At 61.1% G+C, this 25,633-nt stretch carries 24 protein-coding genes and 1 pseudogene; 18 read left to right on the forward strand and 7 right to left on the reverse strand.

Features of this window, described 5'->3' with window-relative positions; genetic code table 11:
- Positions 1-27: 27 nt before the first annotated feature.
- The 7 genes and pseudogenes from GGD57_RS05120 to GGD57_RS05150 all read right to left on the reverse strand — a co-directional run bounded on the left by GGD57_RS05120 (position 28) and on the right by GGD57_RS05150 (position 6,976).
- Positions 28-1,026 carry a helix-turn-helix transcriptional regulator gene (locus tag GGD57_RS05120; RefSeq protein ID WP_184467503.1) on the reverse strand — a complete coding sequence of 333 codons (999 nt, stop codon included), beginning with the start codon at positions 1,024-1,026 and terminating at the stop codon, positions 28-30.
- 818 nt (positions 1,027-1,844) lie between these two features.
- A pseudogene (locus GGD57_RS05125) lies at positions 1,845-2,308 on the reverse strand (FAD-dependent oxidoreductase); the annotation flags it as partial.
- Between the two features lie 107 nt (positions 2,309-2,415).
- The gene (locus tag GGD57_RS05130) at positions 2,416-3,498 is read right to left on the reverse strand and encodes a quaternary amine ABC transporter ATP-binding protein (RefSeq protein WP_184467507.1); all 1,083 of its coding nucleotides are present in this window, start codon (positions 3,496-3,498) and stop codon (positions 2,416-2,418) included.
- Positions 3,491-4,378, reverse strand: coding sequence for an ABC transporter permease (locus GGD57_RS05135; protein WP_184467509.1), 888 nt, complete (start codon positions 4,376-4,378; stop codon positions 3,491-3,493). The genes GGD57_RS05130 and GGD57_RS05135 overlap by 8 nt, the downstream gene beginning before the upstream one ends.
- Before the next feature lie 93 nt (positions 4,379-4,471).
- The gene (locus tag GGD57_RS05140) at positions 4,472-5,473 is read right to left on the reverse strand and encodes an ABC transporter substrate-binding protein (RefSeq protein ID WP_184467511.1); all 1,002 of its coding nucleotides are present in this window, start codon (positions 5,471-5,473) and stop codon (positions 4,472-4,474) included.
- A 67-nt stretch (positions 5,474-5,540) separates the two neighbouring features.
- Positions 5,541-6,335: a pyrroline-5-carboxylate reductase family protein gene (locus GGD57_RS05145; RefSeq protein WP_184467513.1), complete on the reverse strand. Its 795-nt coding sequence runs from the start codon at positions 6,333-6,335 to the stop codon at positions 5,541-5,543.
- Positions 6,336-6,346: 11 nt separating this feature from the next.
- Complete coding sequence (locus GGD57_RS05150) at positions 6,347-6,976, reverse strand: TetR/AcrR family transcriptional regulator (RefSeq protein ID WP_184467515.1); 630 nt, start codon at positions 6,974-6,976, stop codon at positions 6,347-6,349.
- Positions 6,977-7,122: 146 nt separating this feature from the next.
- Between GGD57_RS05150 and GGD57_RS05155 the strand changes: the two genes are divergently transcribed.
- The 18 genes from GGD57_RS05155 to GGD57_RS05240 all read left to right on the forward strand — a co-directional run bounded on the left by GGD57_RS05155 (position 7,123) and on the right by GGD57_RS05240 (position 25,627).
- Positions 7,123-9,159: an NADH:flavin oxidoreductase gene (locus GGD57_RS05155; RefSeq protein WP_184467517.1), complete on the forward strand. Its 2,037-nt coding sequence runs from the start codon at positions 7,123-7,125 to the stop codon at positions 9,157-9,159.
- 46 nt (positions 9,160-9,205) lie between these two features.
- The gene (locus tag GGD57_RS05160) at positions 9,206-9,808 is read left to right on the forward strand and encodes a dimethylsulfoniopropionate lyase (RefSeq protein WP_184468005.1); all 603 of its coding nucleotides are present in this window, start codon (positions 9,206-9,208) and stop codon (positions 9,806-9,808) included.
- 34 nt (positions 9,809-9,842) lie between these two features.
- The gene (locus tag GGD57_RS05165) at positions 9,843-10,592 is read left to right on the forward strand and encodes an electron transfer flavoprotein subunit beta/FixA family protein (RefSeq protein ID WP_184467519.1); all 750 of its coding nucleotides are present in this window, start codon (positions 9,843-9,845) and stop codon (positions 10,590-10,592) included.
- 25 nt (positions 10,593-10,617) lie between these two features.
- Complete coding sequence (locus tag GGD57_RS05170; protein ID WP_184467521.1) at positions 10,618-11,547, forward strand: electron transfer flavoprotein subunit alpha/FixB family protein; 930 nt, start codon at positions 10,618-10,620, stop codon at positions 11,545-11,547.
- Positions 11,548-11,562: 15 nt separating this feature from the next.
- Positions 11,563-12,255, forward strand: coding sequence for a dimethylsulfonioproprionate lyase family protein (locus GGD57_RS05175; protein WP_184467523.1), 693 nt, complete (start codon positions 11,563-11,565; stop codon positions 12,253-12,255).
- Between the two features lie 75 nt (positions 12,256-12,330).
- Positions 12,331-13,458: an S-(hydroxymethyl)glutathione dehydrogenase/class III alcohol dehydrogenase gene (locus GGD57_RS05180; RefSeq protein WP_184467525.1), complete on the forward strand. Its 1,128-nt coding sequence runs from the start codon at positions 12,331-12,333 to the stop codon at positions 13,456-13,458.
- A 2-nt stretch (positions 13,459-13,460) separates the two neighbouring features.
- Positions 13,461-14,297 carry an S-formylglutathione hydrolase gene (gene fghA, locus GGD57_RS05185; RefSeq protein WP_184467527.1) on the forward strand — a complete coding sequence of 279 codons (837 nt, stop codon included), beginning with the start codon at positions 13,461-13,463 and terminating at the stop codon, positions 14,295-14,297.
- 55 nt (positions 14,298-14,352) lie between these two features.
- Positions 14,353-14,925, forward strand: a complete 573-nt coding sequence (gene gfa, locus GGD57_RS05190) for an S-(hydroxymethyl)glutathione synthase (protein WP_184467529.1) — start codon at positions 14,353-14,355, stop codon at positions 14,923-14,925.
- A 333-nt stretch (positions 14,926-15,258) separates the two neighbouring features.
- Positions 15,259-15,975 (forward strand): GntR family transcriptional regulator, encoded by a 717-nt coding sequence (locus tag GGD57_RS05195; RefSeq protein ID WP_184467531.1) that lies wholly within the window; start codon positions 15,259-15,261, stop codon positions 15,973-15,975.
- Positions 15,972-16,883 carry a dihydrodipicolinate synthase family protein gene (locus tag GGD57_RS05200; RefSeq protein WP_184467533.1) on the forward strand — a complete coding sequence of 304 codons (912 nt, stop codon included), beginning with the start codon at positions 15,972-15,974 and terminating at the stop codon, positions 16,881-16,883. Before GGD57_RS05195 ends, GGD57_RS05200 begins: the two co-directional genes overlap by 4 nt.
- Positions 16,876-18,393, forward strand: a complete 1,518-nt coding sequence (locus GGD57_RS05205; RefSeq protein ID WP_184467535.1) for an aldehyde dehydrogenase — start codon at positions 16,876-16,878, stop codon at positions 18,391-18,393. The genes GGD57_RS05200 and GGD57_RS05205 overlap by 8 nt, the downstream gene beginning before the upstream one ends.
- Positions 18,390-19,736: an NAD(P)/FAD-dependent oxidoreductase gene (locus GGD57_RS05210; RefSeq protein ID WP_184467538.1), complete on the forward strand. Its 1,347-nt coding sequence runs from the start codon at positions 18,390-18,392 to the stop codon at positions 19,734-19,736. Before GGD57_RS05205 ends, GGD57_RS05210 begins: the two co-directional genes overlap by 4 nt.
- Positions 19,737-19,811: 75 nt before the next feature.
- Positions 19,812-20,663: a glycine betaine ABC transporter substrate-binding protein gene (locus GGD57_RS05215; protein WP_184467540.1), complete on the forward strand. Its 852-nt coding sequence runs from the start codon at positions 19,812-19,814 to the stop codon at positions 20,661-20,663.
- Between the two features lie 86 nt (positions 20,664-20,749).
- Positions 20,750-21,841 carry a quaternary amine ABC transporter ATP-binding protein gene (locus GGD57_RS05220; RefSeq protein WP_184467542.1) on the forward strand — a complete coding sequence of 364 codons (1,092 nt, stop codon included), beginning with the start codon at positions 20,750-20,752 and terminating at the stop codon, positions 21,839-21,841.
- A gap of 21 nt (positions 21,842-21,862) precedes the next feature.
- Entirely contained in the window at positions 21,863-22,711 is an 849-nt protein-coding gene (locus tag GGD57_RS05225; protein ID WP_184467544.1) for an ABC transporter permease, read from the forward strand.
- Positions 22,708-23,559, forward strand: a complete 852-nt coding sequence (locus tag GGD57_RS05230; protein WP_184467545.1) for an ABC transporter permease — start codon at positions 22,708-22,710, stop codon at positions 23,557-23,559. Before GGD57_RS05225 ends, GGD57_RS05230 begins: the two co-directional genes overlap by 4 nt.
- 15 nt (positions 23,560-23,574) lie before the next feature.
- On the forward strand, positions 23,575-24,573 hold the full coding sequence (locus tag GGD57_RS05235; protein ID WP_184467547.1) for a 4-hydroxyproline epimerase: 999 nt from the start codon (positions 23,575-23,577) through the stop codon (positions 24,571-24,573).
- Between the two features lie 40 nt (positions 24,574-24,613).
- Complete coding sequence (locus GGD57_RS05240) at positions 24,614-25,627, forward strand: GlxA family transcriptional regulator (RefSeq protein WP_184467549.1); 1,014 nt, start codon at positions 24,614-24,616, stop codon at positions 25,625-25,627.
- Positions 25,628-25,633 lie beyond the last annotated feature (6 nt).

Consider the following 25,633-nt stretch of genomic DNA (forward strand, 5'->3'; position numbering starts at 1 on the left):
TCGCCGCGCGCTTGCCGATGACGGGCATTATCGACGACAGACGCGCTTCCTAGTTTCGGAAGGATACTCCCCATAGGTCGACTTATAGACCGAGGAGAACCGGCCGAAATGAAAGAAGCCCCATTTGAGACAGATCGCCTTCATGGTTTCGGTGCTCTCGGGGTTGAGCAGGTCCTGCCTGGCCGCGCGCAGGCGAAGCGTCAGCAGGTAGGCGGCGGGAGAGGTGCCCCTGAAAGCACGAAAGCCGGTTTCGAGCGCCCGGCTGGAGACGCCGGCCGCTTCGGCGACCTTCGGCATGGTGATCGGCTGATCGATATTGGCCTGCATGAATTCGATCGCCTTGCGCACATGCCGGGGAGCGATGAGGGCTGGCCCCTTGTCGAGAAAATGCGACAGCCGGTTCGGCACAAGCCGCACGACCAGATCGGCCAGCGCCTGCGTCATATGCGCCATGGCGATCGGCGACTGCAGCAGAGGGCCGTCGTCGCGCATGCCGATGGCGATCGTTTCGGTCAGATTGCCGATCGTCCGGCCGATCGGCGTCGACAGATCCAGTTCAGGCAGCAGATCGAGAGAGCCGCTGAACGGTATTTCGAACGTCTGGCCGATCGTCTGGAGGATCACGGACCAGTTGATCAGCAATTCGTCGATGACGTTCGACTGCCCGTGCATGATGACGCTGTCTGGTTCGAAATTATTGTAGAGAAGCAATTTTCCCTGCCCCGCCTCGGCGAGGCGGGATCCGTAAGCCACCCCCATGCCGCCGCTGCGCGGCACGACGATCGACAAATACTCTGTCGTATCGACGGTCGGCTCGATATTGAACTGAAACTCCGCCTCGTGATAGCCGGTGAGCAGGACAGCGCTGTCAGCCGCAGAAAAATCCAATCCCCAATGGAACTGCTGAGCCCGGCCGACAGGCTCGGCATCGAACGCGCCAAAAGCGCCCCCGAGGGTTTCGACCATATTGTCGAAGGACGAGCCGCGAAATCGAAATGAGAATTGCGGAGTGCTACTATCTGTCATGCTGCTTCCGTTGTGCAATTCGCTTGCTTCGACTTGCCCTCGATTGCCCGCAGACGCCGGAACGAAGGACGAGTTTCGTGGCGGTGGGCTTGATGCACGTACCTCGGCCAATTGTCTCGATCATCGTTCTCCGCTGCGTGCTCATCAGGGCCGGTTGATAGTCCCTATGGTAGACGGTCCGGGCGCCGGGCGCAGGCGTGCGCGCGACTGGATTTCCGCCTGATACCGGCATCGAAACCTGCGCCTTGCGCAAGCCGATGCAGGCCGAGTTCGGGCGCGGCAAATGTCAAAAATCCAGCTAGACATAGATTGTCGACAGTTCCCATTACATCCGGTTTCGGCCTGACGGACGAACTGGCAGAACACGGGACAATTGGCAATATGATGAAACGATTACGCTGAAGGGCAAAATTTTCGCGTGTGGCTGGAAGGTCACCAACCAATGCGGCGGTGGCGCCGCGATGCATATATTGCCTGACGCGAATGGAGATGTGCCGCAGTCGCGAGCCGCGCAGTCGCCTGCCGAAGGTTCTATAGTGGACCGCTTAAGATTGCCTTCGGCAGGCAGACATGCATGCAGGCATACGCACGGGATGGTGTGCGGATGTATGATCCCTTCCATCCTTTTTGGGGGTGATGGATGAACGGGCTTGGCTTTGGGACCGCAAACCATCATGGTCCAGGTCAAGGTTCATCTTATTGTTCCTCAGCCCTGGAGCAATTGTCGGGTCACGATATTATCCGCCAACTGGCTTTTCGCGACGCAGTCTGGACTGGTTCTGCGCAAAATGTATAGGCGGCCGCTGGCTAAGCATGTTCGCGCGGCGGCAGCGGCGCGCTGCCTGCACGAAGCAGTCGATCGTGTCCCAGATCTCCGCCTCGCTCATCGAATGCGAGCCTTCGCTGTCGTGATAGCAGGGCGAGCCGGATGGCGACCAATGCGGGTGGTGTGAATTGCCGGAGTTGCCGTGCGCACCGCCATGGTAGAGCTGCCGGATTGCGATCGCACCGTTTTGCTTGATCGCGGTTGCGACCTTTCTGAAGTGAGGGATCACATTATCGTCACCGGGACGAAAATTCCCGCGCGTCAGGACGGCAGCGGGATGGACCTGCATCGGTTCGACGACAATCATTCCGGCGCCACCCATCACGCGCTCGGCATGATAGGCGATATGCCGGTCGCCCGGCACACCATCGCTTGCCATATTTGCCGCATGCGCCCGCCCAAGATGTGCCCGCGCAGGCTGAGGGGCGAAAACAGACGCGGGAAGAGTTCCGACATGGCGGTTCCTCAGGCGTCGGGTCACCGACTTTCAGTTCACAAAAGGCGGCGTGCCCACTATCGCTGTCGACGGCGAAACGCAGACACGGCCGCATTGAGAGCAGGCTTCAAAGAGCAACCGAGAGGGTACTGTCGTGTCGGGCAGCCACCCCCTCCTGCGAGTTCACCATGGCACTGGCGAGTTGGCGGAAGGTGACGAGCCCCAAGGTTTCCCCGGAAGGCGAAACCACCCTGGCGTCGCCCTCTGGCGCCGATGACAGCATGCGGACGGCTTCTTCGACGGTCGTTCCTGCCACAATTGCCAGTCCAACCGGCGCCGCACCGGAATGCAGCGGCGTCATCACGGCTTCGACATGGATGACTCGGCCGCGATTGACCTCCTTGACGAAGTTGGCGATGTAGTCGTCGGCCGGCCGCAGAACAATGTCCTGGCTGGTGCCCTGCTGGATGACTTCGCCATCGCGCAGGATGGCGATCTGGTCGCCCAGCCGCAGCGCCTCGTCGAGATCGTGGGTGATGAAGACGATGGTTTTCTTGATCTCCTTCTGGATGTCGAGAAGCACCGTCTGCATGTCGGTGCGGATCAAAGGGTCGAGCGCCGAATAGGCTTCGTCCATCAGAAGGACCGGGGCGTCGTTGGAGAGCGCCCTGGCCAGGCCGACGCGCTGCTGCATGCCGCCGGAGAGCTGGTTGGGATATCTCTGCTCGAAGCCCTTCAGCCCGACCCGCTCCAGCCAGCGCATGGCGACGTCGACGGCTTTGGCGCGCTCCATACCCTGCACTTCGAGGCCGAAGATAGTGTTCTCGAGCACGTTGCGGTGCGGCAGCAGCGCGAACTTCTGGAACACCATCGCCGTCTGCTGCCGGCGAAACGTCCGCAACTCGGTCTCGTTCATCTTCACGACGTCGACGCCGTCGACAAGCACTTCGCCGGCGGTTGGATCGATGAGCCGGTTGATGTGGCGGATCAACGTCGACTTGCCCGAACCCGAAAGGCCCATGATCACCTGGATGCGGCCGGAAGGGATTTCCACATTGATATCCCTGAGACCGAGCACATGGCCGTGCTTTTCGTTGAGTTCGGCCTTGGTCAGGCCTTTCTGAACAGCATCGACATAAGCGGTGGGGTTGGGACCGAAGATCTTGTAGAGGTGGTGGATCTTGATGCCGCCGAAACGATGCTCAGCCATGGACGGTCTCCCGATGCTTCTGGAGCCTTTTGCCGTATGCCTGGCTGACTCGGTCGAAGATGATGGCGATGCCGACGATGGCAAGACCGTTGAAAATGCCAAGCGTGAAATACTGGTTGGCGATCGCCTTGAGCACCGGCTGGCCGAGGCCCTGGACGCCGATCATCGAGGCGATGACCACCATGGCGAGCGCCATCATGATCGTCTGGTTGATGCCGGCCATGATGGTGGGCAGCGCCAGCGGCAACTGCACCTTGAACAGCTTCTGCGATCGCGACGTCCCGAAGGCGTCAGCTGCCTCAAGCACGTCCTTGTCGACGAGCCGGATGCCGAGATCGGTCAGGCGAATCATCGGCGGGATGGCGTAGATGACGACGGCGATCAGGCCGGGCACCTTGCCGATGCCGAGCAGCATGACGACCGGGATGAGATAGACGAAGCTCGGCATCGTCTGCATGACGTCGAGAATCGGGTTGACGATGCGCTGCAGCCGGTCGGAGCGCGCCATCAATATGCCGATCGGAATGCCGATGGCGATGGAGAGCACGGTGCAGACGAAGATCATCGAGACCGTCCGCATCGTATCGTCCCACATGTCGAAATAGCCGATCAGCATCAGCGTCACCAGACAGCCGACGACGATCTTCAGGCTGCGGCTCGCAAACCAGGCGATGACGAGGATGATCGCCGTAATGATCGGCCACGGCGTCTGCGTCATGAAACGTTCGGCGGCGATGAGGAAATGCTGCAGCGGGACGAACAGGCTTTCGATGCCGTCGCCATAGCTGCGGGTGAACCCGCGAAAGCCGTCATCGATCGCTTTCTTCAGATTACGAAGCGCGTCGTCGTTCATATGCGGGAATTTGTAAAACCATTCCATTCGGTTCCCCTTTTCTTCAAAGAGCCGTGGCAGTCTTTTTGATTTTATCGGCGGCGAGAAGCGGTGCGCTTTTGGCGCACCGCGATATTGGCTTTAGAGAGCAGCTTCGATCTTCTTGGCTGCCTCCGGCGAGACCCACTTGGTCCAGAGGTCCTTGTTTTCTTTCAAGAAGTGCTTGGCGCCGTCTTCGCCGGTTGCCTGGTTGTCGGTCATCCACGACATCAGCTTGTTGACCGTGTCGTTGCTCCAGGAGCGCTTCGCCAAGTAGTCCATGACCTCGGGGCCGGCCTTTTCGGAGAAGGGCTTGGCAACGAGGGTCACGACGTGGTCGACCGGCCATGCAGCGGGCTTGGGGTCGGCGCAATCGGCAACGGTGATGCAGCGCTTCCATTCGGCGGCATCCTCCGGCACGCCGGCTTCGAGCTTGACCATCTGATATTTGCCGAGCAGCGCGGTCGGCGCCCAGTAGTAGCCGACCCAGCCTTCCTTGCGCTCGTAGGCCTTGGCGATCGAACCGTCGAGACCGGCGGCAGAGCCGGTATCGACCAGGGTGAAGCCCGCCTTCTCGGCTTCGAAGGCCTTGTAGAGCTGCGAGGTGACGACGGTGCCGCCCCAGCCCTGCGGGCCGTTGACGACGGCGCCCTTCTTCGCATCTTCGGGATCCGGAAACAGTTCCGGATGCTTCAGCGCGTCGCCGATCGTCTTGATGTCGGGATGGGCATCGGCGAGATATTTGGGAATCCACCAGCCCTGGACGCCGCCATCCGGCAGTGGCGAGCCGACCTGAACGATGCGGCCTTCATCCGTACCCTTCTTGACCACGTCGGGCAGCAGGTCGATCCAGGCTTCGGGCGCGATATCCGGCTGGCCCTTTTCGGACATGGAGGTGATGGTCGGGACGGTGTCGCCGACGGTGATGTCAGCACTGCAGCCATAGCCTTCGTTCAGGATGAACTTGTCCAGGTTGGAGAGAACTTCAGCGCTCTGCCAGTTCATGCTGGCGATGGTCACGCTGCCGCATTCGGCAGCGCTGGCGAAAGACGCCCCGCCGATCAGGCCGAACGTCAAACACGTGGATGCAAGTAATTTCTTCATTCTCGTTCCCTCTGTTTAGCGGCTGGTGTTGCCGAGCGGGGTGCCGCAGTGCCCGCCCCAACGGTTGTCAGGAAGCTTTTCCCATACTCACCGATCTCTCAAATGCTGCGGACAATCCCTTGGCGACCGAAGCGTCGAACCCTGCCGCGCGCATGCCTTCGATGGCCGCTGCAGTCGTGCCGCGATAGTCGAGAAAGGTTTGGACGACGTCGTCCGGACTTTCTTTATGGCGTTCCAGAAGGCGGCCGGCGCCTGATATCACCGTGTTGACGGCGCGGCGCGCAATCTCGGCCGGCAGGCCGCGTGCGACGGCGTCGTTCATCATGGCTGCCGCAAGCAGCGCCGGGAAGGCCGGTCCGGAGCCGGAAAGGCCTGTCAGGTAATCGACGTCGCTTTCTCTGGCGACCTCATCCTCAGATCCGCAAGCCTCGAAAATGGCGCGGACGACCGCGCGGTCATCTTCCGTGACATCGCTCGCGCCGATCCAGGGCGTATAGGACTTTGCCACCTCGGCGGCCGCGTTCGGCAGGGCGCGGACGACACGACCGGTCTTGTGGCGCTGCGAAAGCGCGGCGAGGCCGATGCCCGCCATGACCGAAATCACGAGCTTGCCGCCGGCATCGACATCAAGAGCATGCCAGTCATCCGGCCGGACGGAGAGAAGGATCACGTCCGAGCGGTCGGCAAGCGCCTGATTGTCGTGAGTCCAGAAAGAATTCGGGAAACGATCCGGCTGCTGACTGCGATAGGAAAGGGAGAGATTTCGAGCATCGACCAGGCCGGCATCGATAATCGAGCCGGCGATTGCTCCGCCCAGCCAGCCGCCGCCGCCAATAATGCCGATCCTCAAGGAAGCACTCATCCAGGCCTCCTCTAACCGGGCCTGTAGCCATGCCTGGAGAAGAAGCGATCAAGCTCCCTCTGCTGCGGCACAACGCCCGTGTAGATCGCGATATATTCCGGAATCCGTTTCATGCGGACGGCGAGTTCCTCCCTCGATTGCATGGAAATGTAGCCGATCTGAACGAGGTAAGTCGTTCGCGCTCTGACATCCGATGTCGTTTCTGGTAGCCCGAACCGCATGAACATGCGTTTGAGCGCCTCCATCCGGATCTGATCAGCCTCTTGAACCTCGGCGAGAAGCTCGTTGGACTGTAGCGCCCAGCTACGCACGGCAAACTCGAATTTCGCGTCGAACAGATCGGTATTGAGCCAGCAATCGAAGACGTTGAGCATCGCCTCGGCCAGCGATTCCGCATAGGCCTCCGACTGCTTGACGATATTGCCGGTGTTTTTGTCGCGCCAGCGCGCCACGAGCGCTGCCAACAGTTCCTCCCGATCCTTGAAGAACCAGTAGAAGCTCGTGCGCGAGAGATTGAGCTTTTTCGCCAGCGGCAGAATTTTCACCGAATCCACGCCGGATTCGAGAAGGGAGTGGTAAGCTGCTTCCAGCCATCCCTCCTGTGATCCCCGCCAGCCGGTGTCGTTCAAAGCCTGATCCATGGAATATCTCCTATCAAATTATGAAGCTGCACACAAGAAAAATGTACATAAGTGTCAAAAATAACGACTCTGCTGTTTTCATCGTTGACACACATGTACATTGCGCTTAGCGTCTCCCTTGATATTTTAATCCGGAACCACGGCCCATGTCGAATGATCCCCTCCTTCAGCCCTACCAGCTCAAGCATCTAAGGCTTCGCAATCGTATCATTGTGACCTCTCACGAGCCGGCCTATCCGGAAGACGGTATGCCGAAGGAGAGATATCGCGCCTATACGGTGGAGCGGGCAAAGGGCGGGGTGGCCCTGACGATGACGGCGGGCTCGGCCGCAGTTTCCAAGGATAGCCCGCCTGTTTTCAATAACCTGCTTGCCTACAAGGACGAAATCGTCCCCTGGATCAGGGAGATGACCGATGCCGTGCATGAAGAGGGCGCGGCGATCATGATCCAGCTGACCCATCTCGGCCGCCGCACCCGCTGGGACAAGGGCGACTGGCTGCCGGTCGTTGCCCCATCGCATCATCGCGAGGCCTCCCACCGCGCCTTCCCGAAGAAGATGGAAGATTGGGATATCGAGCGCATCATCAAGGATTTTGCCGACGCGGCCGAACGCATGAAGGCGGGCGGCATGGACGGTGTCGAACTCGAGGCCTACGGCCACTTGATCGACCAATTCGTGTCGCCACTTACCAACGAACTCGATGGCCCCTATGGCGGCTCGCTGGATAACCGTCTGCGCTTCTGTTTTGACGTGTTCAAGGCGATCCGGAAAAGGGTGGGCGACGATTTCATTCTCGGCCTGCGTTATACCGCCGACGAGTGTCTCCCTGGCGGTACCGGCAAGGCGGAAGGCATCGAAATCTCCAAGCGTCTGAAGGAGAGCGGCCTTATCGATTACCTCAACGTGATCCGCGGCCATATCGATACCGACGCAGGTTTGACCGACGTAATCCCGATCCAGGGCATGGCGAATTCGCCGCATCTCGATTTCGCCGGCGAAATCCGTGCTGCGACCGACTTCCCGACATTCCATGCGGCGAAAATTCCTGACGTTGCCACCGCCCGCCATGCAATCGCGGCCGGCAAGGTCGACATGGTCGGCATGACCCGCGCCCACATGACCGATCCGCACATCGTCCGCAAGATCATCGAAAAGCGGGAGGAGGATATCCGTCCCTGCGTCGGTGCCAATTACTGTCTCGATCGCATCTACCAGGGCGGGGCCGCCTACTGCATCCATAATGCCGCCACCGGCCGCGAATTGACCATGCCGCATATTCTGCCGAAGGCCGAGGTGAAGAAGAAGGTCGTTATCGTCGGCGCCGGCCCGGCCGGTCTGGAAGCGGCGCGTGTTGCCGGAGAACGCGGCCATAAGGTCGTCGTCTTCGAGGCGGCGAACGATGCGGGCGGCCAGATCCGGCTCACCGCCCAGAGTGAGCGCCGCAGGGAAATGATCAGCATCATCGACTGGCGCATGAGCCAGTGCGAGAAATACGACGTCACTTTCCACTTTAATAGCTGGGCCGAAGCCGACGCGATCGAAGCCGAGCGCCCCGATGTCGTCATCATCGCGACCGGCGGCGTGCCGCATACCGAGGTTCTCACGAAGGGCAACGAGCTGGTGGTCTCCTCCTGGGATATCATCTCCGGTGACGTGAAGCCCGGCACCAACGTGCTTGTTTTCGATGATGCCGGCGACCATGCCGGTCTTCAGGCGGCGGAGTTTCTTGCCAAGGCTGGCGCCAAGGTCGAGATCATGACGCCGGACCGGTCCTTTGCGCCCGAAGTCATGGCCATGAACCTGGTGCCCTATATGCGCTCTCTTCAGAAGCATGACGTGACCTTCACCGTCACCTATCGCCTGGAGGCCGTCGAGAAGAGCGGCAACCAGCTCGTCGCCCATGTCGGCAGCGATTACGGCGGGATTGCCAGGCAGAGCAGTTTCGACCAGATCGTCGTCAATCATGGGACCATCCCGCTCGACGAGCTCTATTTCGAGCTGAGGCCGCATTCCAGCAATCTCGGTGAGATGTCGCACGAGCAGCTTCTTTCCGGGGAGGCGCAGTCCGTCATTCGCAATCCCGAGGGCAAGTTCCAGCTGTTCCGGATCGGCGATGCTGTCGCTGCGCGCAACACGCATGCCGCCATTTATGACGGCCTGCGCATCGCAAAGGATATATGATCGCAGGAGTGGTCGTTTGTCGGCCGATCGTCTCGGGAGGGATGATATGAGTATACGCGGGGAAAGCCTCCAGCTTTTCGTGGATGCGGCGTCTCTGGCTTTCGATCAGTTCGCGAAAGCCCCGGAGGCCCGCCGCTCGGTCCGCCAGTTTTTTGCGGCGCTGGAGCGCCCGGGCGCCGCGCGTGCCGGAGAGGGAAGCCGGTTGCCCGTCTGTGAGCACCTCGATCTGGCGCTCGCGGTGGATACTTCCTATGCTTCGCTGACGCGATTGGTCGAGGCGTTCAAAGGCGTCGAACCAATGCTTGAATGGCGTCGACGCACCAAGTATGACCGCACGGCCAGCGACAACTTCGTCGATGGGCATGCCAATGCCATGATCATCGGCCCGGGAGGATTGGAGGAGCGGAGCGACCTGTGGTTCGGGGTGACTTTGATGGCGCCCGATGTGCGCTATCCTGATCACAATCACGCGCCGGAGGAAGTCTATCTCGTGCTGTCCAAAGGAGAGTTCCAGCAAGGCGACGGGGAGTGGTTTTCGCCCGGCATCAGCGGGTCGTTCTACAATGTTCCCGGTATCAGACATGCCATGAGGTCGGTCGATACGCCGCTCTTCGCCTTCTGGGTGTTGCTTGCCGAACGGCCGCACTGACGGCTGGCAATTTGGAAATTAAAGGGGGTTGCCCATGAAGATTCTCGTGCCCGTCAAACGGGTTGTCGACTACAACGTGAAGATCCGGGTTCGTCCGGACGGCACGGGTGTCGAGCTAGCCAATGTGAAGATGTCGATGAACCCGTTCGACGAGATCTCGGTGGAAGAAGCGCTGCGGCTGAAGGAGGCCGGCAAGGCCGAGGAAGTGGTGGTGGTGTCGATCGGCCCCGCCAAGGCCGAGGAGACGCTGAGGACGGCGCTCGCCATGGGCGCCGACCGGGCGATCCTGGTCGAAACCGAGGATCAGGTCGAGCCGCTCGCCGTTGCCAAGATCTTGAAAGCGGTCGCCGATGCCGAACAGCCCGGCCTTGTCATCGTCGGCAAGCAGGCGATCGACGACGACAGCAACCAGACCGGCCAGATGCTGGCGGCCCTCCTGGGTTCGGCCCAGGCGACCTTCGCTTCGAAGATCGAAATCGGTGACGGCAAAGCAACTGTGACCCGCGAAGTCGATGGCGGTCTGCAGACCATCGAAATCAAGCTGCCGGCGGTAATCACCTCGGATCTCAGATTGAACGAACCGCGTTATGCCTCGCTGCCGAACATCATGAAGGCGAAGAAGAAGCCGCTCGACAAGAAGAGCCCGGCCGATTTCGGCGTCGATACCACACCGCGGCTGAAGGTGCTGAAGACCGAGGAGCCGAGTGGCCGCAAGGCCGGCGTCAAGGTCAAGTCGGTCGCCGAGCTTGTCGACAAGCTGAAGAACGAAGCCGGCGTGCTGTAATCGGGCAAGAACAGGAGCAATTATCATGACCATTCTTCTTCTGGCCGATCACGACAATTCGAGCCTTTCCGACCAGACCGCCAAGGCGCTGACGGCAGCAAGCCAGATCGGCTCCGACGTTCATGTGCTGGTTGCCGGCAAGGGCGCCAAGGCTGCGGCCGATGCGGCCGCCAAACTCTCCGGCGTCTCCAAGGTGCTATTGGCCGAAAGCGACGCACTCGCCAACAATCTGGCCGAGCCGCTGGCCGAGCTGATCGTCTCGCTCGCCGGCTCGTATGACACGATCATCTCGGCCGCCACCTCGGTCGGCAAGAACGTGCTGCCGCGCGTCGCAGCCCTGCTCGACGTCGCCCAGATCTCCGAGATCATCGAAGTCGTCTCAGCCGATACCTTCAAGCGGCCGATCTATGCCGGCAATGCCATCCAGACGGTGCAGGCAAGCGATGCCAAGAAGGTCATCACCGTGCGCACCGCCTCGTTTGCCTCGGCATCTGAAGGCGGCTCTGCCTCCGTCGAGGCGATCACTGCCGCTTCCGATCCGGGCCTGTCGGCTTTCGTCAAGGATGCACTGTCGGCTTCCGACCGTCCGGAACTGACGTCTGCCAAGATCATCCTCTCGGGCGGCCGGGCACTGGGTTCGGCGGAGAAGTTCCGCGAAGTCATCCTGCCGCTTGCCGACAAGCTCGGTGCTGCCGTCGGCGCATCCCGCGCGGCCGTCGATGCCGGTTATGCGCCGAACGACTGGCAGGTCGGCCAGACCGGCAAGGTCGTTGCGCCGCAGCTTTATATCGCCGCCGGCATCTCAGGCGCCATCCAGCATCTGGCCGGCATGAAGGATTCGAAGGTGATCGTCGCCATCAACAAGGACGAGGAGGCGCCGATCTTCCAGGTTGCCGACTATGGTCTGGTCGCCGATCTGTTCGAAGCCCTGCCGGAATTGCAGAAGGCGCTCTGACGAGGGGGATCGAACGTGGCGCGCGCGGTGGGACGTCCAATCAAGCCTGGTGCCGACCTGCTTCTCAACGATGACGAAAAGCCGGCATATATCCGGCTGCACGACATCGGAAGGGAAAGGCGGCCCCGGCCGCTGCAGGAATTCCTCAATGACGTCGGCGGGCTGATGTTGTCGGCCGACGCCCCTGCCGTCGCCAGCTTCGTTGCCGGCAAGGTCCTGCAGAGGCTGCTCAAAACGGGCAAGGTGCGGCCGGAGGGCGGATCTCTTCCCGGCGTGCCGGAAGGGCTTGATGACGTTATTGGCCATCTTGCAAAATCAGGACGGAAATACGAGGCGATCGCCAGCCAATTCCATAGTCTCGCCGATAAGCTGCTCTGGAGACGCGGCCGCTCCGGTCCGTTTGCAAGTCTGAATTTCGGCAACACGCATTCCCATGCTGTCGTGGTCGGTCCCGGGGGCCTGGAAGAACGCGCCGATCTCAGGGTCGGCGTGATCTATATGGATCGCTACAGCCGCTTCCCCGATCATGTTCAGACCCAGCCTCGCGCCTTCCTTCTGTTTTCGCCGGCTGAAATCTGCCTTGGCGATTCCCAATGGTTTTCTGCCGCTACCGGCACAGTTTTTGCTAACGACGCCGGGCAATCTTTCGCCATAAGATGCACGGCCCGGCCGCTGCTGGCAGTCTGGTGCCAGGTCGAGCCGGGATAACCGAGCCGAGGCCGGGCAAGATCGTTTATCCGCATATGCAGTCACTGAATTCAATTTAATTGGAGGGATTATCAAATGGACGTTCGCGCCGCTGTTGCCGTACAGGCCGGCAAACCGCTTGAAGTGATGACCGTGCAGCTGGAAGGGCCGAAGGCCGGCGAGGTGCTGGTCGAGGTCAAGGCGACCGGTATCTGCCACACCGACGATTTCACCCTGTCGGGCGCCGATCCGGAAGGCCTGTTTCCAGCCATTCTCGGCCATGAAGGCGCCGGCATCGTCGTCGACGTCGGCCCGGGCGTCACCTCGGTGAAGAAGGGTGACCACGTCATTCCGCTTTACACGCCCGAATGCCGCGAGTGCTATTCCTGCACGTCGCGCAAGACCAATCTCTGCACCTCGATTCGATCAACCCAGGGTCAGGGCGTGATGCCGGACGGCACGAGCCGCTTTTCGATCGGCAAGGACAAGATCCATCACTATATGGGCTGCTCGACCTTCGCCAATTATACGGTGCTGCCCGAGATCGCGCTCGCCAAGATCAATCCCGACGCCCCCTTCGACAAGGTCTGCTACATCGGCTGCGGCGTCACCACCGGCATCGGCGCGGTCATCAATACCGCCAAGGTGGAGATTGGTTCGACGGCGATCGTCTTCGGTCTCGGCGGCATCGGTCTGAACGTGCTGCAGGGTCTGCGCCTTGCCGGCGCCGACATGATCATCGGCGTCGATATCAATCCGGATCGCAAGGCCTGGGGCGAGAAGTTCGGCATGACGCATTTCGTCAATCCGAAGGAGGTCGGCGACGACATCGTGCCCTATCTGGTCAACATGACCAAGCGCAACGGCGACCTGATCGGCGGCGCCGACTATACCTTCGACTGCACCGGCAATACCAGGGTGATGCGTCAGGCGCTGGAAGCCAGCCATCGCGGCTGGGGCAAGTCGGTCATCATCGGCGTTGCCGGCGCCGGCCAGGAAATCTCCACCCGTCCGTTCCAGCTGGTCACCGGCCGCAACTGGATGGGCACGGCCTTCGGCGGCGCGCGCGGGCGCACCGACGTTCCGAAGATCGTCGACTGGTACATGCAGGGCAAGATCCAGATCGATCCGATGATCACCCACACCATGCCGCTCGAAGACATCAACAAGGGCTTCGACCTGATGCACAAGGGTGAATCGATCCGCGGCGTGGTGGTCTATTGAGCATGAAGACGATCTCGACCGATAAGTCCCACAGCGGCACCCAAGGGGTTTACGTCAGCCGCTCCGAGGCCTGCGATTGCGATATGACCTTTGCGGTCTTCGTGCCGCCGCAGGCCGCCAAGGGCAGGCTGCCGGTTTTATGGTATCTATCCGGTCTGACCTGCACGCATGCCAATGTCATGGACAAGGGCGAGTATCGGCGGCTTGCCGCCGACCTCGGGCTGATCATCGTCTGCCCGGATACCAGCCCTCGCGGCGACCATGTTGCCGATGAGCCCGACAACTGGCAGTTCGGCAAGGGGGCGGGCTTCTACGTCGACGCCACCGAGCCGCCCTATTCGGCGAATTATCGCATGTACAGCTACATCGTCGACGAGTTGCCGCGGCTTGTCGCCGAGCATTTCCCCGCCGACATGGACCGCCAGGGGATATTCGGCCACTCGATGGGCGGCCATGGCGCAATCACCATCGCGCTCAAGAATCCGGACCGCTTCCGGAGCTGCTCGGCCTTCGCGCCGATCAGCCATCCTTCGGTCTCCGGCTGGTCGAAGCCGGCCTTGCGGAAATATCTCGGCGCTGACGAGGCCACCTGGCGGGCCTATGATTCCTGCTCGCTGATCGAGGACGGGCATCGGTTCCCCGAACTGTTCGTCGATCAGGGAACGGCGGACAGCTTCCTGGAGGACGGCTTGCGTCCCGAAGAACTCCGGCAGGCCTGCGAAGCGGCTGGTATCAACCTCAAGCTCCGAATGCAGGAAGGCTACGGCCATTCCTACTTTTTCATTTCGACATTCATGGAGGACCATCTGCGCTGGCATGCGCAAAGGTTGGGAAAGTGATTGCAGAGCTCGGCCGGGCATAACGCAAACGGCCAGGGAGGGAAGGAGAAAATCAATGAGCAGCATAGCCATTCATCCGGCAGTGGATTCAGGCTTTCGAGCGACTGACGCTGCTTTCGCGGGCGGGACGCTCGTGTGCAAATGCACGAGCAATCCGGTCAAGGTCAGGATCAAGGGCGACATCGCCCACAACCACGCCTGCGGCTGCACCAAATGCTGGAAGCCAGAGGGGGCGGCCTTCTCGGTCGTGGCGGTAGCGCCGACGGAAAACGTCGAAGTGCTCGAAAACGGCGACAAGCTCGCTGTCGTCGATCCCGCGGCCCTGATCCAGCGGCATGCCTGCAAAGAGTGCGGCGTGCATATGTATGGGCCGGTCGAGCGCGAACATCCCTTCCAGGGACTGTCGTTCGTTCATCCCGAGCGTTTCCAGGAAGGCGGCTGGGCAAAGCCGACCTTTGCGGCCTTCGTCTCGTCGATCATCGAAAGCGGCTTCGATCCTGCCAAGATGGACGCCGTCAGAGCACAACTGAAGGCATCGGGTCTCGAACCCTATGATTGCCTCTCGCCCGGCCTGATGGATTATATCGCCACCTGGACCGCCAAGAAGAGCGGCGTCCTCGCCTCGTAAAATCCCGAGGAGCGCCGGTCCCGGCGCTCCTCGACCATCGCTGCCATCCGATCGAAATAATCCTGATGGCCGCGTGCCGCCGGTTTGCCGGCGCTTCAGGCTCCAGCCCTGGCTGCAGAAAAATCTCACCTGTCCTCATAACCGCAACTCCGCAATGGCTGCCGCTGCGGAGCGTTGTTCAATCGCTATCTGGCATTCCCGCATCAGCAGTGCCTCGATGGATTGTGTATCAGCAGAATAATAATTGTGTACGCAAAGTACACAATCGTTTGACTCCGTCGAAAAAGGCTGCCATCTTCAGGGCGTAGAGCAACGAATGGCGGGAGATCGACGATGGCGAAGACACCGAAGAGCAATCTCTACGAAGACCTGAAACGCCAGATTCTGACGATGGAACTGGATCCGGACGCCGATCTGGACGAGGCCAGTCTGAGCGAAAGATACGGGCTTTCCCGAACGCCGGTGCGCGACATTTTCCGCCGCCTTGCCGGTGAGGGTTACATCGATATCCGTGAGAACAGGGGGGCGCGGGTTATCCCGATGAACCACTCGACGCTTCGGAATTTCTTTCTCGTCGCGCCGATGATCTATGCGGCGATCGGCCGTCTCGCGGTGCAGAACTTCAAGCCCGCCCAGTTGTCGGACCTGAAGCAGACGCAGGAACGGTTCCGCGCCGCCAGCCAGAATATGGATGCCTTGGCGATGGTCCTCGAAAACAATCGCTTTCACGAGATCTTCGGCGAGATGTCGGGCAACGTCTACATGCAGCCGAGCCTCGGCCGGCTGCTCATCGACCACGCGCGCATCGGTCACACGTTTTTCCGGCCGAGAAACGAGGACATGAAGCGGCGGCTGCAATTGGCCGTCGACCATCACGATGGCTTCATCGTGGCGCTCAGCGCTCACGACGAGGATGCCGTCGTCGACCTCGTTTTCGAACACTGGGAATTGTCCCGCGAGAACATGGAGATGTTCATCGCTCCGCAAGGCCTCAAGGCTGATGCCTTCGTGGGCGGTCCAGCCACGCAATTATTGGAGAAGTCATCGTGAAATTTGAGGGGATCTATACGCCGGCGGTGACGCCGCTCGACAAGAACGGACAGATCGACCGAGCCGGATTTGCCGCCGTGCTCGAGTCGCTGATCGAGGCGGGCGTCCACGGCATCATCGTCGGCGGCTCGACGGGCGAATACTATGCCCAGAGCAGCCAGGAACGTTACGAGCTCGCAGCTTATGCCAAGGAAGTCATCGGGACGCGGCTGCCGCTCATCATCGGCACCGGCGCCACGCGGACCGAAGATTCGGTCGAATATGCCAAGTCGGCGAAGGAAATCGGTGCGGATGCGATCCTGGTGTCGTCGCCGCCATACGCATTGCCGACCGAACGCGAGAATGCGGTCCATGCGCTGACGGTCGATCGCGCCGCCAACCTGCCGATCATGCTCTACAACTATCCCGCCCGCATGGGCGTGGTGATGGGCGAGGAGTATTTCTCCCGCGTCGGCAAGTCGAAGAACGTCGTCGCCATCAAGGAAAGCTCCGGCGACATGGGCAATCTTCATCTGCTCGCCCGGAAATTTCCGCACATTTCGCTGTCCTGCGGCTGGGACGACCAGGCGCTCGAATTCTTTGCCTGGGGTGCGAAGAGCTGGGTCTGCGCCGGCTCCAACTTCCTGCCGCGCGAGCATGTCGCCCTCTATGAGGCCTGTGTCCTCGAGAAGAATTTCGACAAGGGCCGGGCGATCATGAGCGCGATGCTGCCGCTGATGGATTTCCTCGAATGCGGCAAGTTCGTCCAGTCGATCAAGCACGGCTGCGAATTGATCGGGCTGAATGTCGGATCGGTCCGCGCACCGCTGCGCCCGCTCAACTCCGAAGAAAAGCGAAGCCTTCAGACCGTCGTCGCCACATTGAAGCGCACGGTCGCCCAGATCACGTCGGGAGCCAATCATGCATGAACCCTTGACCGCCGCCGAATATAAGGCGATCGCCGCCGAACTTCAGTTTCCGACGAACGCCTTCATCGACGGCGCATTTCGTCCGGCAAATTCCGGCAAGACTTTCACCACCGCGAACCCTGCGACAGGCGAGGTCCTTGCCGAAATCGCAGCCTGCGATTCCAGCGACGTCGACTTCGCGGTTGAGAAGGCGAAGGACGCGTTCGACGACGGACGCTGGCGGCTGCGCTCGCCGGGCGAGCGCAAGGAAGTGCTGCTGAAGCTCGCCAAGCTGATGGAGCAAAACAGGCACGAACTCGCTGTCCTGGAGAGCCTCGACAGCGGCAAGCCGGTGCGCGAATGCCAGACGGTCGACGTTCCCGATACCATTCATACGATCCGCTGGCATGCCGAGCTCATCGACAAGATCTACGACAACACCAACAATGTTGGCGCCAACGCGTTGGCCATGGTGGTGCGCGAGCCGATCGGCGTGGTCGGCTGTGTTTTGCCGTGGAACTTCCCGCTGCTGATGCTGGCCTGGAAGATCGGCCCGGCGCTCGCCGCCGGCTGCTCGGTCATCGTCAAGCCGGCGCAGGAAACGACGCTCACGACGCTGCGCGTCGCCGAGCTTGCCCATGAGGCAGGTATTCCGGCTGGTGTGTTCAACGTCGTCACCGGCTCCGGCCGGGAAGTGGGCGAACCGATCGGCCTGCACATGGACGTCGATATGGTGGCCTTCACCGGATCGACGCCGACCGGCCGCCGTTTCCTGCGTTACGCCGCGGACTCGAACCTCAAGAAGGTCGTGCTCGAATGCGGCGGCAAGAACCCGGCGGTGGTGCTGGCGGATGCCGAAGACCTCGATCTCGTCGCCGAGCAGGTGGTCAACGGCGCCTTCTGGAACATGGGCGAGAACTGCTCGGCCACGTCGCGCCTGATCGTTCATGCCAGCATCAAGGACGAATTGCTGCAGCGTATCGGCGCCTATATGCGCGAATGGAAGACGGGTGATCCGCTGAACCCGGAAAACCGCATCGGTGCACTGGTCAGCAAGAGCCATTTCGACAAGGTGAAATCCTTCCTCGATGACGTGAAGACCGAAAAACTCTCGCTTGCCCATGGCGGTGAAACTTTTGAAGGGGCCTTCATCGAACCGACGGTGGTCGACGGCGTCACGCCGAAGAGCCGGCTGTTCCAGGAGGAAATTTTTGGACCGATCCTTTCGGTCACCACCTTCGAAAACCTGGCCGAGGCCACCGCCCTTGCCAACGACACCAATTACGGCCTGACCGCGTCGATCTATACCGGCAGTCTGCGCAACGCGATCCGGCTCTCCCGCGACATCCGCGCCGGCCTCGTCACCGTCAATTGCTTCGGCGAGGGCGATGCCTCGACCCCCTTCGGCGGCTACAAGGAGTCCGGTTTCGGCGGCCGCGACAAGTCGGTCTTCGCCCACGACAATTACTGCGAGCTCAAGACCATCTGGATCGATATCTCGGAGCGGTCGGTGGACGAGACGATCCGATGATCACGAGACCGGTCAAACGTCTGCCGGTTGAGAATGGCATCTCGGGCTGGGAGGCGATCAGTAAGCGTTCGTTCCCGGTTCGAAGCCTGGAAGGCAACGTTACTGCAGACTGGCTGATCATCGGCGCCGGCTTTGCGGGCCTCTCTGCGGCCCGCCGTCTCCTCCAGCTTCGACCGGACGACAAGATTGTCGTCCTCGATGCGAGCGAGGTCGGCAAAGGCACGTCCGGCCGGAACTCAGGCTTCATGATCGACGTCCCGCATAATCTGGCGGGCGGCGAATATTCGAGCGGAGAGGTGGATTCGACCCGCTTGGAGATGGCGCAAAACCGCTCCGCGATCGCTTTTGCCGCACAAGCCGCGCAGGAATACGGCATGTCGCGCGAGACATTCGATCCCGTGGGGAAGATCAATGCGGCGGCCACAGAACGGGGCATGAAGCTGAACCGGAGCTTCGGCGAGTCACTGAAGGGCGCCGGCGAGAAGCACAGCTTCCTCGATGCGGCGGAGATGCGCGAGATCACGGGATCGGATTATTACTTCGGCGGCGTCTTTACGCCGGGTGCCGTTCTGATCCAGCCTGCCGATTATATCCGCGCGATTGCTGGCGGGCTCTCGGGCAAGGTCGACATTTTCGAACACTCGCCGGTTACTTCACTGAAGCGTGAGAACGGAACCTGGACGGCGGCTTCTCCGCAGGGCACGGTCACCGCATCCAAGGTGATCGTGGGCGTCAACGGTCATATCAACGACTTCGGGTACTACCGCCGCCGTCTGATGCACTTCTATGGCTATGCCTCGATGACGGCTCCTTTCGCGGCGGAAGACCTCGGACGCAAGGCCAGTGGCCGCGACAGATGGGCGCTGCTTCCGGCGGACGCCATGGGGGCGACCGTTCGCAAGATCATGTCAGGCGGTCAGTCGCGCATCGTGCTCAGAACGCGATGGACCTATGACACGACCATAGCATTGACCGAGCGCCGGCTACGGGCAATGGCCGAGGAACATCGGCGCTCGCTGGATGCACGTTTCCCCGGCCTCAGGGGCATCCCGTTCGAGCATAGCTGGGCCGGGCGCATATGCCTCAGCCTGAACCATGTGCCCGCCTTCGGCGAAATCGAAGAAGGACTTTACTCCGCGTGCTGCGAGAACGGACTGGGAACCGTCAAGAGCACGCTCGCCGGTATGATGGCGGCCGAACTGGCGACCGGGACCACCTCCCGGCATCTCGAAGAATTTATGGATCACCCCGGACCGTCGAAGATTCCCCCTGAGCCGTTCGCATGGCTGGGCATCAATGCGGTGATCCGTTTGCAGGAATTGCGTGCAGGTCGCGAGGGATGATCCGTCGCCGCGCAATGTGAAGACTGCCGCCCGCAGACTTCAATGAGAATGGGAACAAAACCAGGAGTAAGAACAATGAAGACTTTGTGGAAGGCGCTTTGCGCCGCTGCGGTGATCGGAATCAGTATCCTTCCTGCTCGCGCGGAAGAAAAGACGATCAATCTGGGCACGATGGCATGGGAAGACCTGACGCCCATCACCGGCATCACCAAGAAGGTTCTCGAAGACGCCGGCTACACCGTGAAGGTGACCGAGTTCTCCGAATGGGGCATCGCTTATGCCGCTCTTGCCAAGGGTGACATCCAGGCTCTCACCTCGCAGACAGACTATGTCGCCCAGGATTACTGGGACAAGAACAAGAATCGTCTCGAAAAGATTTCGCCCGTGTCGCACGGCCTCTATCAGGGCGTCGCCGTTCCGAAATATGTGCCGATCGACTCGCTGGAACGGCTCAATGAGAATGCCGACAAGTTCGGCGGCAAGATCATCGGTATCGAGCCGGGCGCCGGCCTGATGCGCGATACGGCGAATGCGGTCAAGGATTACGGCCTCAAGCTCCAGCTCGTCGAGGGCAGCACGGCCGCGATGACGGCGGCGCTGAAATCCGCCTACGATCGCAAGGAGTGGATCGCGGTGACGATCTGGGAACCGTCGTGGATGGTCCAGAAGTACGAGGTCAAGTACCTCAAGGACCCGAAGGGCGTCTTCCCGCCGCCGCAGAGCTACTACTGGATCGGCCACAAGGGCTTCTCCGAAGAATATCCGCATGCCCGCGAAGTCATGGCCAGCGTCTACGTGCCGATCGCCGACATCACCACCATCAATGGTGAAGTCAAGGACGGCAAGACGATGGACCAGGCCGTACAGGATTGGATCGGCACCCATGCCGACCTGATCAAGCGCTGGGAAAACATCAAGAAGAACTAAGACGTCTCGTGGCCGTCCGCTCCACCGGGCGGCCACCCTGAAGCCCAACGAAAGAAGCCAGCGCCATTGGCTCAAAGGGGATCGCTATGAAAGCCGTCAATATCGATGCCAAGGATGTCCTGATCGACTGTCAGGCCCTCTGGAAGGTCTTCGGAGGCAAGTCCGCTGCCGCGATGAAATCGATCAAGGAGCGAGGCCTCGGCAAGAAGGAGGTTCTGCAGGAATTCAATTGCGTCGTCGGCGTCTCCGATGCGAGCATTCAGGTCCGGCGCGGCGAAATCTTCTGCATCATGGGACTGTCGGGAAGCGGAAAATCGACGCTGATCCGCCTCCTCAACAAGCTGATCACACCGAGCTCCGGCAAGGTTCTCGTCAAGGGGCGCGACCTTGCCAGCCTGTCGCCGGTCGATCTCCGGCAAATGCGCGCCAAAAACATCGGCATGGTGTTTCAGAGCGTCGCTCTCCTGCCGCATCGCACCGTCCTGGAAAATGCGGCCTTCGGCCTCGAGGTCCAGGGAATTGCCAAGACCGAGCGAAACAAGACCGCCGCCGCCGCCCTCGAAAAAGTCGGCCTCGCCGACTGGGTGAGCCGCTATCCCAACGAGCTTTCCGGCGGCATGCAGCAACGCGTCGGGCTTGCCCGCGCGCTCGCCTCCGACCCCGAGATCATCCTGATGGACGAGCCGTTCAGCGCGCTCGATCCGCTGATCCGGCGCCAGCTTCAGGATGAATTCCGCCAACTGACCAAGGCTCTCGGCAAGTCCGCCGTCTTCATCACCCATGATCTCGACGAAGCGATCCGCATCGGCGACCGCATCGCGATCATGAAGGACGGCGTCATCATCCAGACCGGCACGGCAGAGGAAATCATCCTCAATCCGGCCGATGCCTACGTCGCCGAATTCGTTGCGGGCATCTCCCGCCTTCACCTGATCAAGGCGCATTCCGTCATGCGCAGCGTCGCCGAATTCCAGCAGGGCGCACCGACCTTCGACATCGCCTCACTGGCGCGCACGACCCCGGACGCCGATATCGACGAGCTCATCTCCTTGACGATGCAGTCGGAGCGCGACGCCATCGCCGTCGTCGACAACGATCAGGTCGTCGGCGTCGTCACGCCGCGCAGCCTGCTGATGGGCGTCAAGGGAACCTCCGCCCCCGATCTCACCACGGCGTGAGCCCAACTGGAGTTGATGGACATGGATAGTTCAGCCTTCACCGATGTTTTCGACGAATGGACGGACTCTACGCTCGAATGGGTAAGCGACAACGGGGACTTCCTCTTCGACCATATCAGACAGGTTCTGGAAGGTCTCTATGACGGGATCCTCTGGCTCCTGGAGCTTCCGCCCTTTTACGTCGTCGCTCTGATCGTGGCGCTGATCGGCTGGCGGCTGGTCAATGTCTGGTTTGCGCTGCTCAGCGGCGTCGCGCTGGCGCTGTGTTTTTCGATGGGGCTCTGGCCGGAGACGATGAGCACCCTGGCGCTGGTGCTGACTGCGACTGCGATCGCCCTGGCGATCGGCATCCCGATCGGTATCGCCGCCGGCTTCTTCACGGCGCTCGATCGTTTCATTGAGCCGGGCCTCGATCTGATCCAGACGATGCCGCCCTATATCTACCTGCTGCCGGCGATCGCCTTGCTCGGTTATGGGCCGGCGACGCCGCTGATCGCGACCGTGATCGTCGCCGTGCCGCCGGCGATCCGCCTGACCTCGCTTGGTATCCGCATGACCCCCAAGGAATTCATCGAACTTGGGGAGGCGCTCGGGATGACGCCTGCAAAGATGTTCTTCAAGATCCGCCTTCCCTTTGCGCTGCCGAGCATCATGGCAGGCATAAACCAGAGCCTGATGATGGCCTTCGGCATGGTCGTCATTGCCGGTATCGTCGGTTCCGGTGGGCTCGGAGAGACGATCTACGGCGCGATCAGGACACTCGACATCGCCACCTCAATCAATGGAGCGATCGCGATCGTGGTACTGACTATGGTGATTGACCGGATAACGCAGAGCGCCGCTCGCTTGGGAACAGGGAGGAAGTCATGAATCTTTCGATCTTGCAGTTTTCACCCGGTGCCTTCCTGGCCCCTGTCGTTGATTGGCTCAACACCAATCTTCATCCCCTGTTTGCGGCCATCAGCTATCTGGTCGAGACGGTGCTTTCGGCAATCGAGGCGGCGCTGCTCTTCGTGCCGCCTTATGCGCTCATCGCGGTCGTCGTCGTCCTGGCATTTTTTGCCGTCAGCCTGCGCGCTGCAATCCTTGCCGCTCTCTGCCTCGGCTTCTGCCTGCTTGTCGGGCTGTGGACGGCATCGATGCAGACCCTTGCGCTGGTCAGCGTCGCCGTCATGATTTCCGTGCTCATCGCCTTTCCGATCGGCGTCCTGTGCTCGCGGCATAAGGCGCTGGAGGCGGTGGTTCGCCCAATTCTCGACGTGATGCAGACCGTGCCTCCGTGGGTCTATCTCATTCCCGCGGTGATGATCTTCAGCCTTGGACGTGTACCGGCCATTATCGCCACCATCGTCTACGGCGTTCCGCCGATGTTGCGCCTGACGACGCTGGCCTTCAACCAGGTGCCGAAGGTCTTCATCGAACTCGGCAGCGCCATCGGTGCGCCGCCGCGCTCGATCCTCTGGAAGATCGAAATCCCCCTGGCCAAGCAGACGCTGCTGGTCGGGCTCAACCAGTGCATTCTTCTGTCGCTGGCGATGGTGGTGCTGGCCGGCCTCGTCGGTGCAGGCGGGCTGGGCGCTGAGGTGACGCGTGGCCTGACACGTATGGAGATGGGGCTAGGCCTCAGGGCTGGCCTGGCGATCGTTGCGGTCGCCCTTCTGCTCGACCGGTTGTCCCGCGGTCTGTTCGACCGCGGCAGTCTGCCGAAGGCGAGATGAGAAGGATATGACGGAATGAGAAACAGCTTCTTCTGCATCGATGCGCATACCTGCGGCAACCCCGTCCGTCTCGTCGCCGGCGGCGGCCCTCTGCTCCCGCATCTGCCGATGGGCGAGCGCCGGGAAATCTTCGTCCGCGACCATGACTGGGTCCGCAAGGCGCTGATGTTCGAGCCGAGGGGGCATGACATCATGTCGGGCTCGATCATCTATCCGGCCTATCGTGAGGACTGCGATTTCGCCGTGCTTTTCATCGAGGTGAGCGGCTGCCTGCCGATGTGCGGCGCCGGCACGATCGGCACCGTGACTGCCGCGATCGAAGAGGGACTGGTCAAGCCGCGTGAAGCCGGCAGGGTGGCGATCGAAACGCCGGCCGGCAGGGTCGACGTCACCTATGAGGAGAAGGGCGGATATGTCGATTCCGTTCGTCTCCACAATGTGGCGAGCTATCTCCATGAGGCCGATGTTGAGGTCGATGTGCCCGGAATGGGCCGTCTGCGCGTCGATATCTCCTATGGCGGCAACTACTATGCTGTCGTCGAACCGCAAGAGAACTGGAGCGGGCTCGATGGCATGAGTGCCTCCGACATCGTCGGCTGCAGCCAGAAGCTGAGATCGGCGCTTGCCGATGTCTGCAATCCCGTTCATCCCGACGATGCCAGGATATCAGGCGTGCATCACGCGATCTGGTGCGATCGCCCCGTGAACGACGTCTCGGACGGACGCTGCGCTGTTTTCTACGGGGACAAGGCCATCGACCGGTCGCCGGGCGGCACCGGAACGTCTGCGCGCATGGCCCAGCTCCACGGCAAGGGGCGGCTCGCCGTCGGGTCGAGATACCGTCATGAAAGCCTGATCGGAACCATTTTCGAGGGCCGGGTCGAGGCCGAGGCAAGGATTGGATCCTATCGCGGGATCCTTCCAAGCATCGGCGGCTGGGCGCGCGTCATCGGCCACAATACCATTTTTGTTGACGACCGTGATCCGCTGGCACACGGTTTTCAAATTCGATGAGCGCGTTTTCCGAGGTTTGAGAGGCGGCGAGGAGATGACTATGCGACCGGAGCAACATCGACAGGGAGACGGCGTCGCGAAATCCGGTGCCAGGCTCAAAGTGGGATTCGTGCTGTCGCGATCGTTTACGCTATCGGCCTTCGCCCTCTTCGTGGACACGCTGCGGCTTGCGAGCGATCAACAGGATCGCTCCGGAAGGGTGCTTGCCGACTGGCAGGTGATCGGCAGTACGCGGCACCTGATCACCTCGAGCTGCGGCGTCCAGGTCGCTCCGACGTCCGATTTCGTCGATCCGTTGAAATTCGACTACATCGCCGTCGTCGGCGGACTGCTGACGGTGGCGGAGCCCGTCGATCAGCAGACCATCGCCTTTCTCAAGCAGGCGGACGCCAAGAAGGTGCCGCTGATCGGCGTCTGCACCGGTTCCTTCATTCTTGCCGAGGCAGGCCTGATGAAACGGCACGATTCCTGCGTCAGCTGGCTGCATTACAAGGAGTTTCGCGAACGGTTTCCCGATCTCAGTGTCCGTTCCGATCGGCTTTTCAATCTTGATCGTCAGCGCGGATCCTGCGCGGGCGGCAGCAGTTCGGCCGACATGGCGGCGCTGCTGGTCAGGAAATATATCAGCCGCGATGCCGAACGGAACGCGCTTGAAGTGCTTCAGATCGAGAAGGCCCGAACCCCGGCGGATATCCAGCCCCGACGCCCGCTGTACGACGATTATGGCGATACCCGCGTCAAAGCGGCGATGATCACGATGGAACAGTTCGTCGACGGCAGCATGCCGATCGAGAAGCTTGCCGCCATGGTGGGTCTTTCCAGGCGGCAGCTGGAGAGGATCTTCATCGAAAAGACGGGAATGTCTCCAGCCAAGGCCTATAATCGCGTTCGCATGGAGCGGGCGAAGTCGATCCTTGTCCAGTCGAAGGCACCGCTGATCGAGATCGCGCTCGATGTCGGCTTTGAAAACGCCTCGCAGTTCACGAGAACCTTCAAGCGCACCTTCGGGCAGACGCCGTCGCAGCATCGCGCGGCGGCTTCGAGAGCGCACTGAGGCAGG

It is taken from the genome of Rhizobium esperanzae (assembly GCF_014197615.1).
In the GTDB taxonomy this organism is placed as follows: Bacteria; Pseudomonadota; Alphaproteobacteria; order Rhizobiales; family Rhizobiaceae; genus Rhizobium; species Rhizobium esperanzae_A.

What these genes read in the sequence shown, in the direction of transcription:
- GGD57_RS05205 (WP_184467535.1), top strand. Translation starts at nt 16,876, where the DNA reads ATGCATGAACCCTTGACCGCCGCCGAATATAAGGCGATCGCCGCCGAA.
- GGD57_RS05160 (WP_184468005.1), top strand. Translation starts at nt 9,206, where the DNA reads ATGAGTATACGCGGGGAAAGCCTCCAGCTTTTCGTGGATGCGGCGTCT.
- GGD57_RS05215 (WP_184467540.1), top strand. Translation starts at nt 19,812, where the DNA reads ATGAAGACTTTGTGGAAGGCGCTTTGCGCCGCTGCGGTGATCGGAATC.
- GGD57_RS05155 (WP_184467517.1), top strand. Translation starts at nt 7,123, where the DNA reads ATGTCGAATGATCCCCTCCTTCAGCCCTACCAGCTCAAGCATCTAAGG.
- GGD57_RS05180 (WP_184467525.1), top strand. Translation starts at nt 12,331, where the DNA reads ATGGACGTTCGCGCCGCTGTTGCCGTACAGGCCGGCAAACCGCTTGAA.
- GGD57_RS05225 (WP_184467544.1), top strand. Translation starts at nt 21,863, where the DNA reads ATGGATAGTTCAGCCTTCACCGATGTTTTCGACGAATGGACGGACTCT.
- GGD57_RS05195 (WP_184467531.1), top strand. Translation starts at nt 15,259, where the DNA reads ATGGCGAAGACACCGAAGAGCAATCTCTACGAAGACCTGAAACGCCAG.
- GGD57_RS05240 (WP_184467549.1), top strand. Translation starts at nt 24,614, where the DNA reads ATGCGACCGGAGCAACATCGACAGGGAGACGGCGTCGCGAAATCCGGT.
- GGD57_RS05220 (WP_184467542.1), top strand. Translation starts at nt 20,750, where the DNA reads ATGAAAGCCGTCAATATCGATGCCAAGGATGTCCTGATCGACTGTCAG.
- GGD57_RS05210 (WP_184467538.1), top strand. Translation starts at nt 18,390, where the DNA reads ATGATCACGAGACCGGTCAAACGTCTGCCGGTTGAGAATGGCATCTCG.
- GGD57_RS05165 (WP_184467519.1), top strand. Translation starts at nt 9,843, where the DNA reads ATGAAGATTCTCGTGCCCGTCAAACGGGTTGTCGACTACAACGTGAAG.
- GGD57_RS05120 (WP_184467503.1), bottom strand. Translation starts at nt 1,026, where the DNA reads ATGACAGATAGTAGCACTCCGCAATTCTCATTTCGATTTCGCGGCTCG.
- gfa (WP_184467529.1), top strand. Translation starts at nt 14,353, where the DNA reads ATGAGCAGCATAGCCATTCATCCGGCAGTGGATTCAGGCTTTCGAGCG.
- GGD57_RS05235 (WP_184467547.1), top strand. Translation starts at nt 23,575, where the DNA reads ATGAGAAACAGCTTCTTCTGCATCGATGCGCATACCTGCGGCAACCCC.
- GGD57_RS05140 (WP_184467511.1), bottom strand. Translation starts at nt 5,473, where the DNA reads ATGAAGAAATTACTTGCATCCACGTGTTTGACGTTCGGCCTGATCGGC.
- GGD57_RS05170 (WP_184467521.1), top strand. Translation starts at nt 10,618, where the DNA reads ATGACCATTCTTCTTCTGGCCGATCACGACAATTCGAGCCTTTCCGAC.
- GGD57_RS05145 (WP_184467513.1), bottom strand. Translation starts at nt 6,335, where the DNA reads ATGAGTGCTTCCTTGAGGATCGGCATTATTGGCGGCGGCGGCTGGCTG.
- GGD57_RS05230 (WP_184467545.1), top strand. Translation starts at nt 22,708, where the DNA reads ATGAATCTTTCGATCTTGCAGTTTTCACCCGGTGCCTTCCTGGCCCCT.
- GGD57_RS05150 (WP_184467515.1), bottom strand. Translation starts at nt 6,976, where the DNA reads ATGGATCAGGCTTTGAACGACACCGGCTGGCGGGGATCACAGGAGGGA.
- fghA (WP_184467527.1), top strand. Translation starts at nt 13,461, where the DNA reads ATGAAGACGATCTCGACCGATAAGTCCCACAGCGGCACCCAAGGGGTT.
- GGD57_RS05135 (WP_184467509.1), bottom strand. Translation starts at nt 4,378, where the DNA reads ATGGAATGGTTTTACAAATTCCCGCATATGAACGACGACGCGCTTCGT.
- GGD57_RS05130 (WP_184467507.1), bottom strand. Translation starts at nt 3,498, where the DNA reads ATGGCTGAGCATCGTTTCGGCGGCATCAAGATCCACCACCTCTACAAG.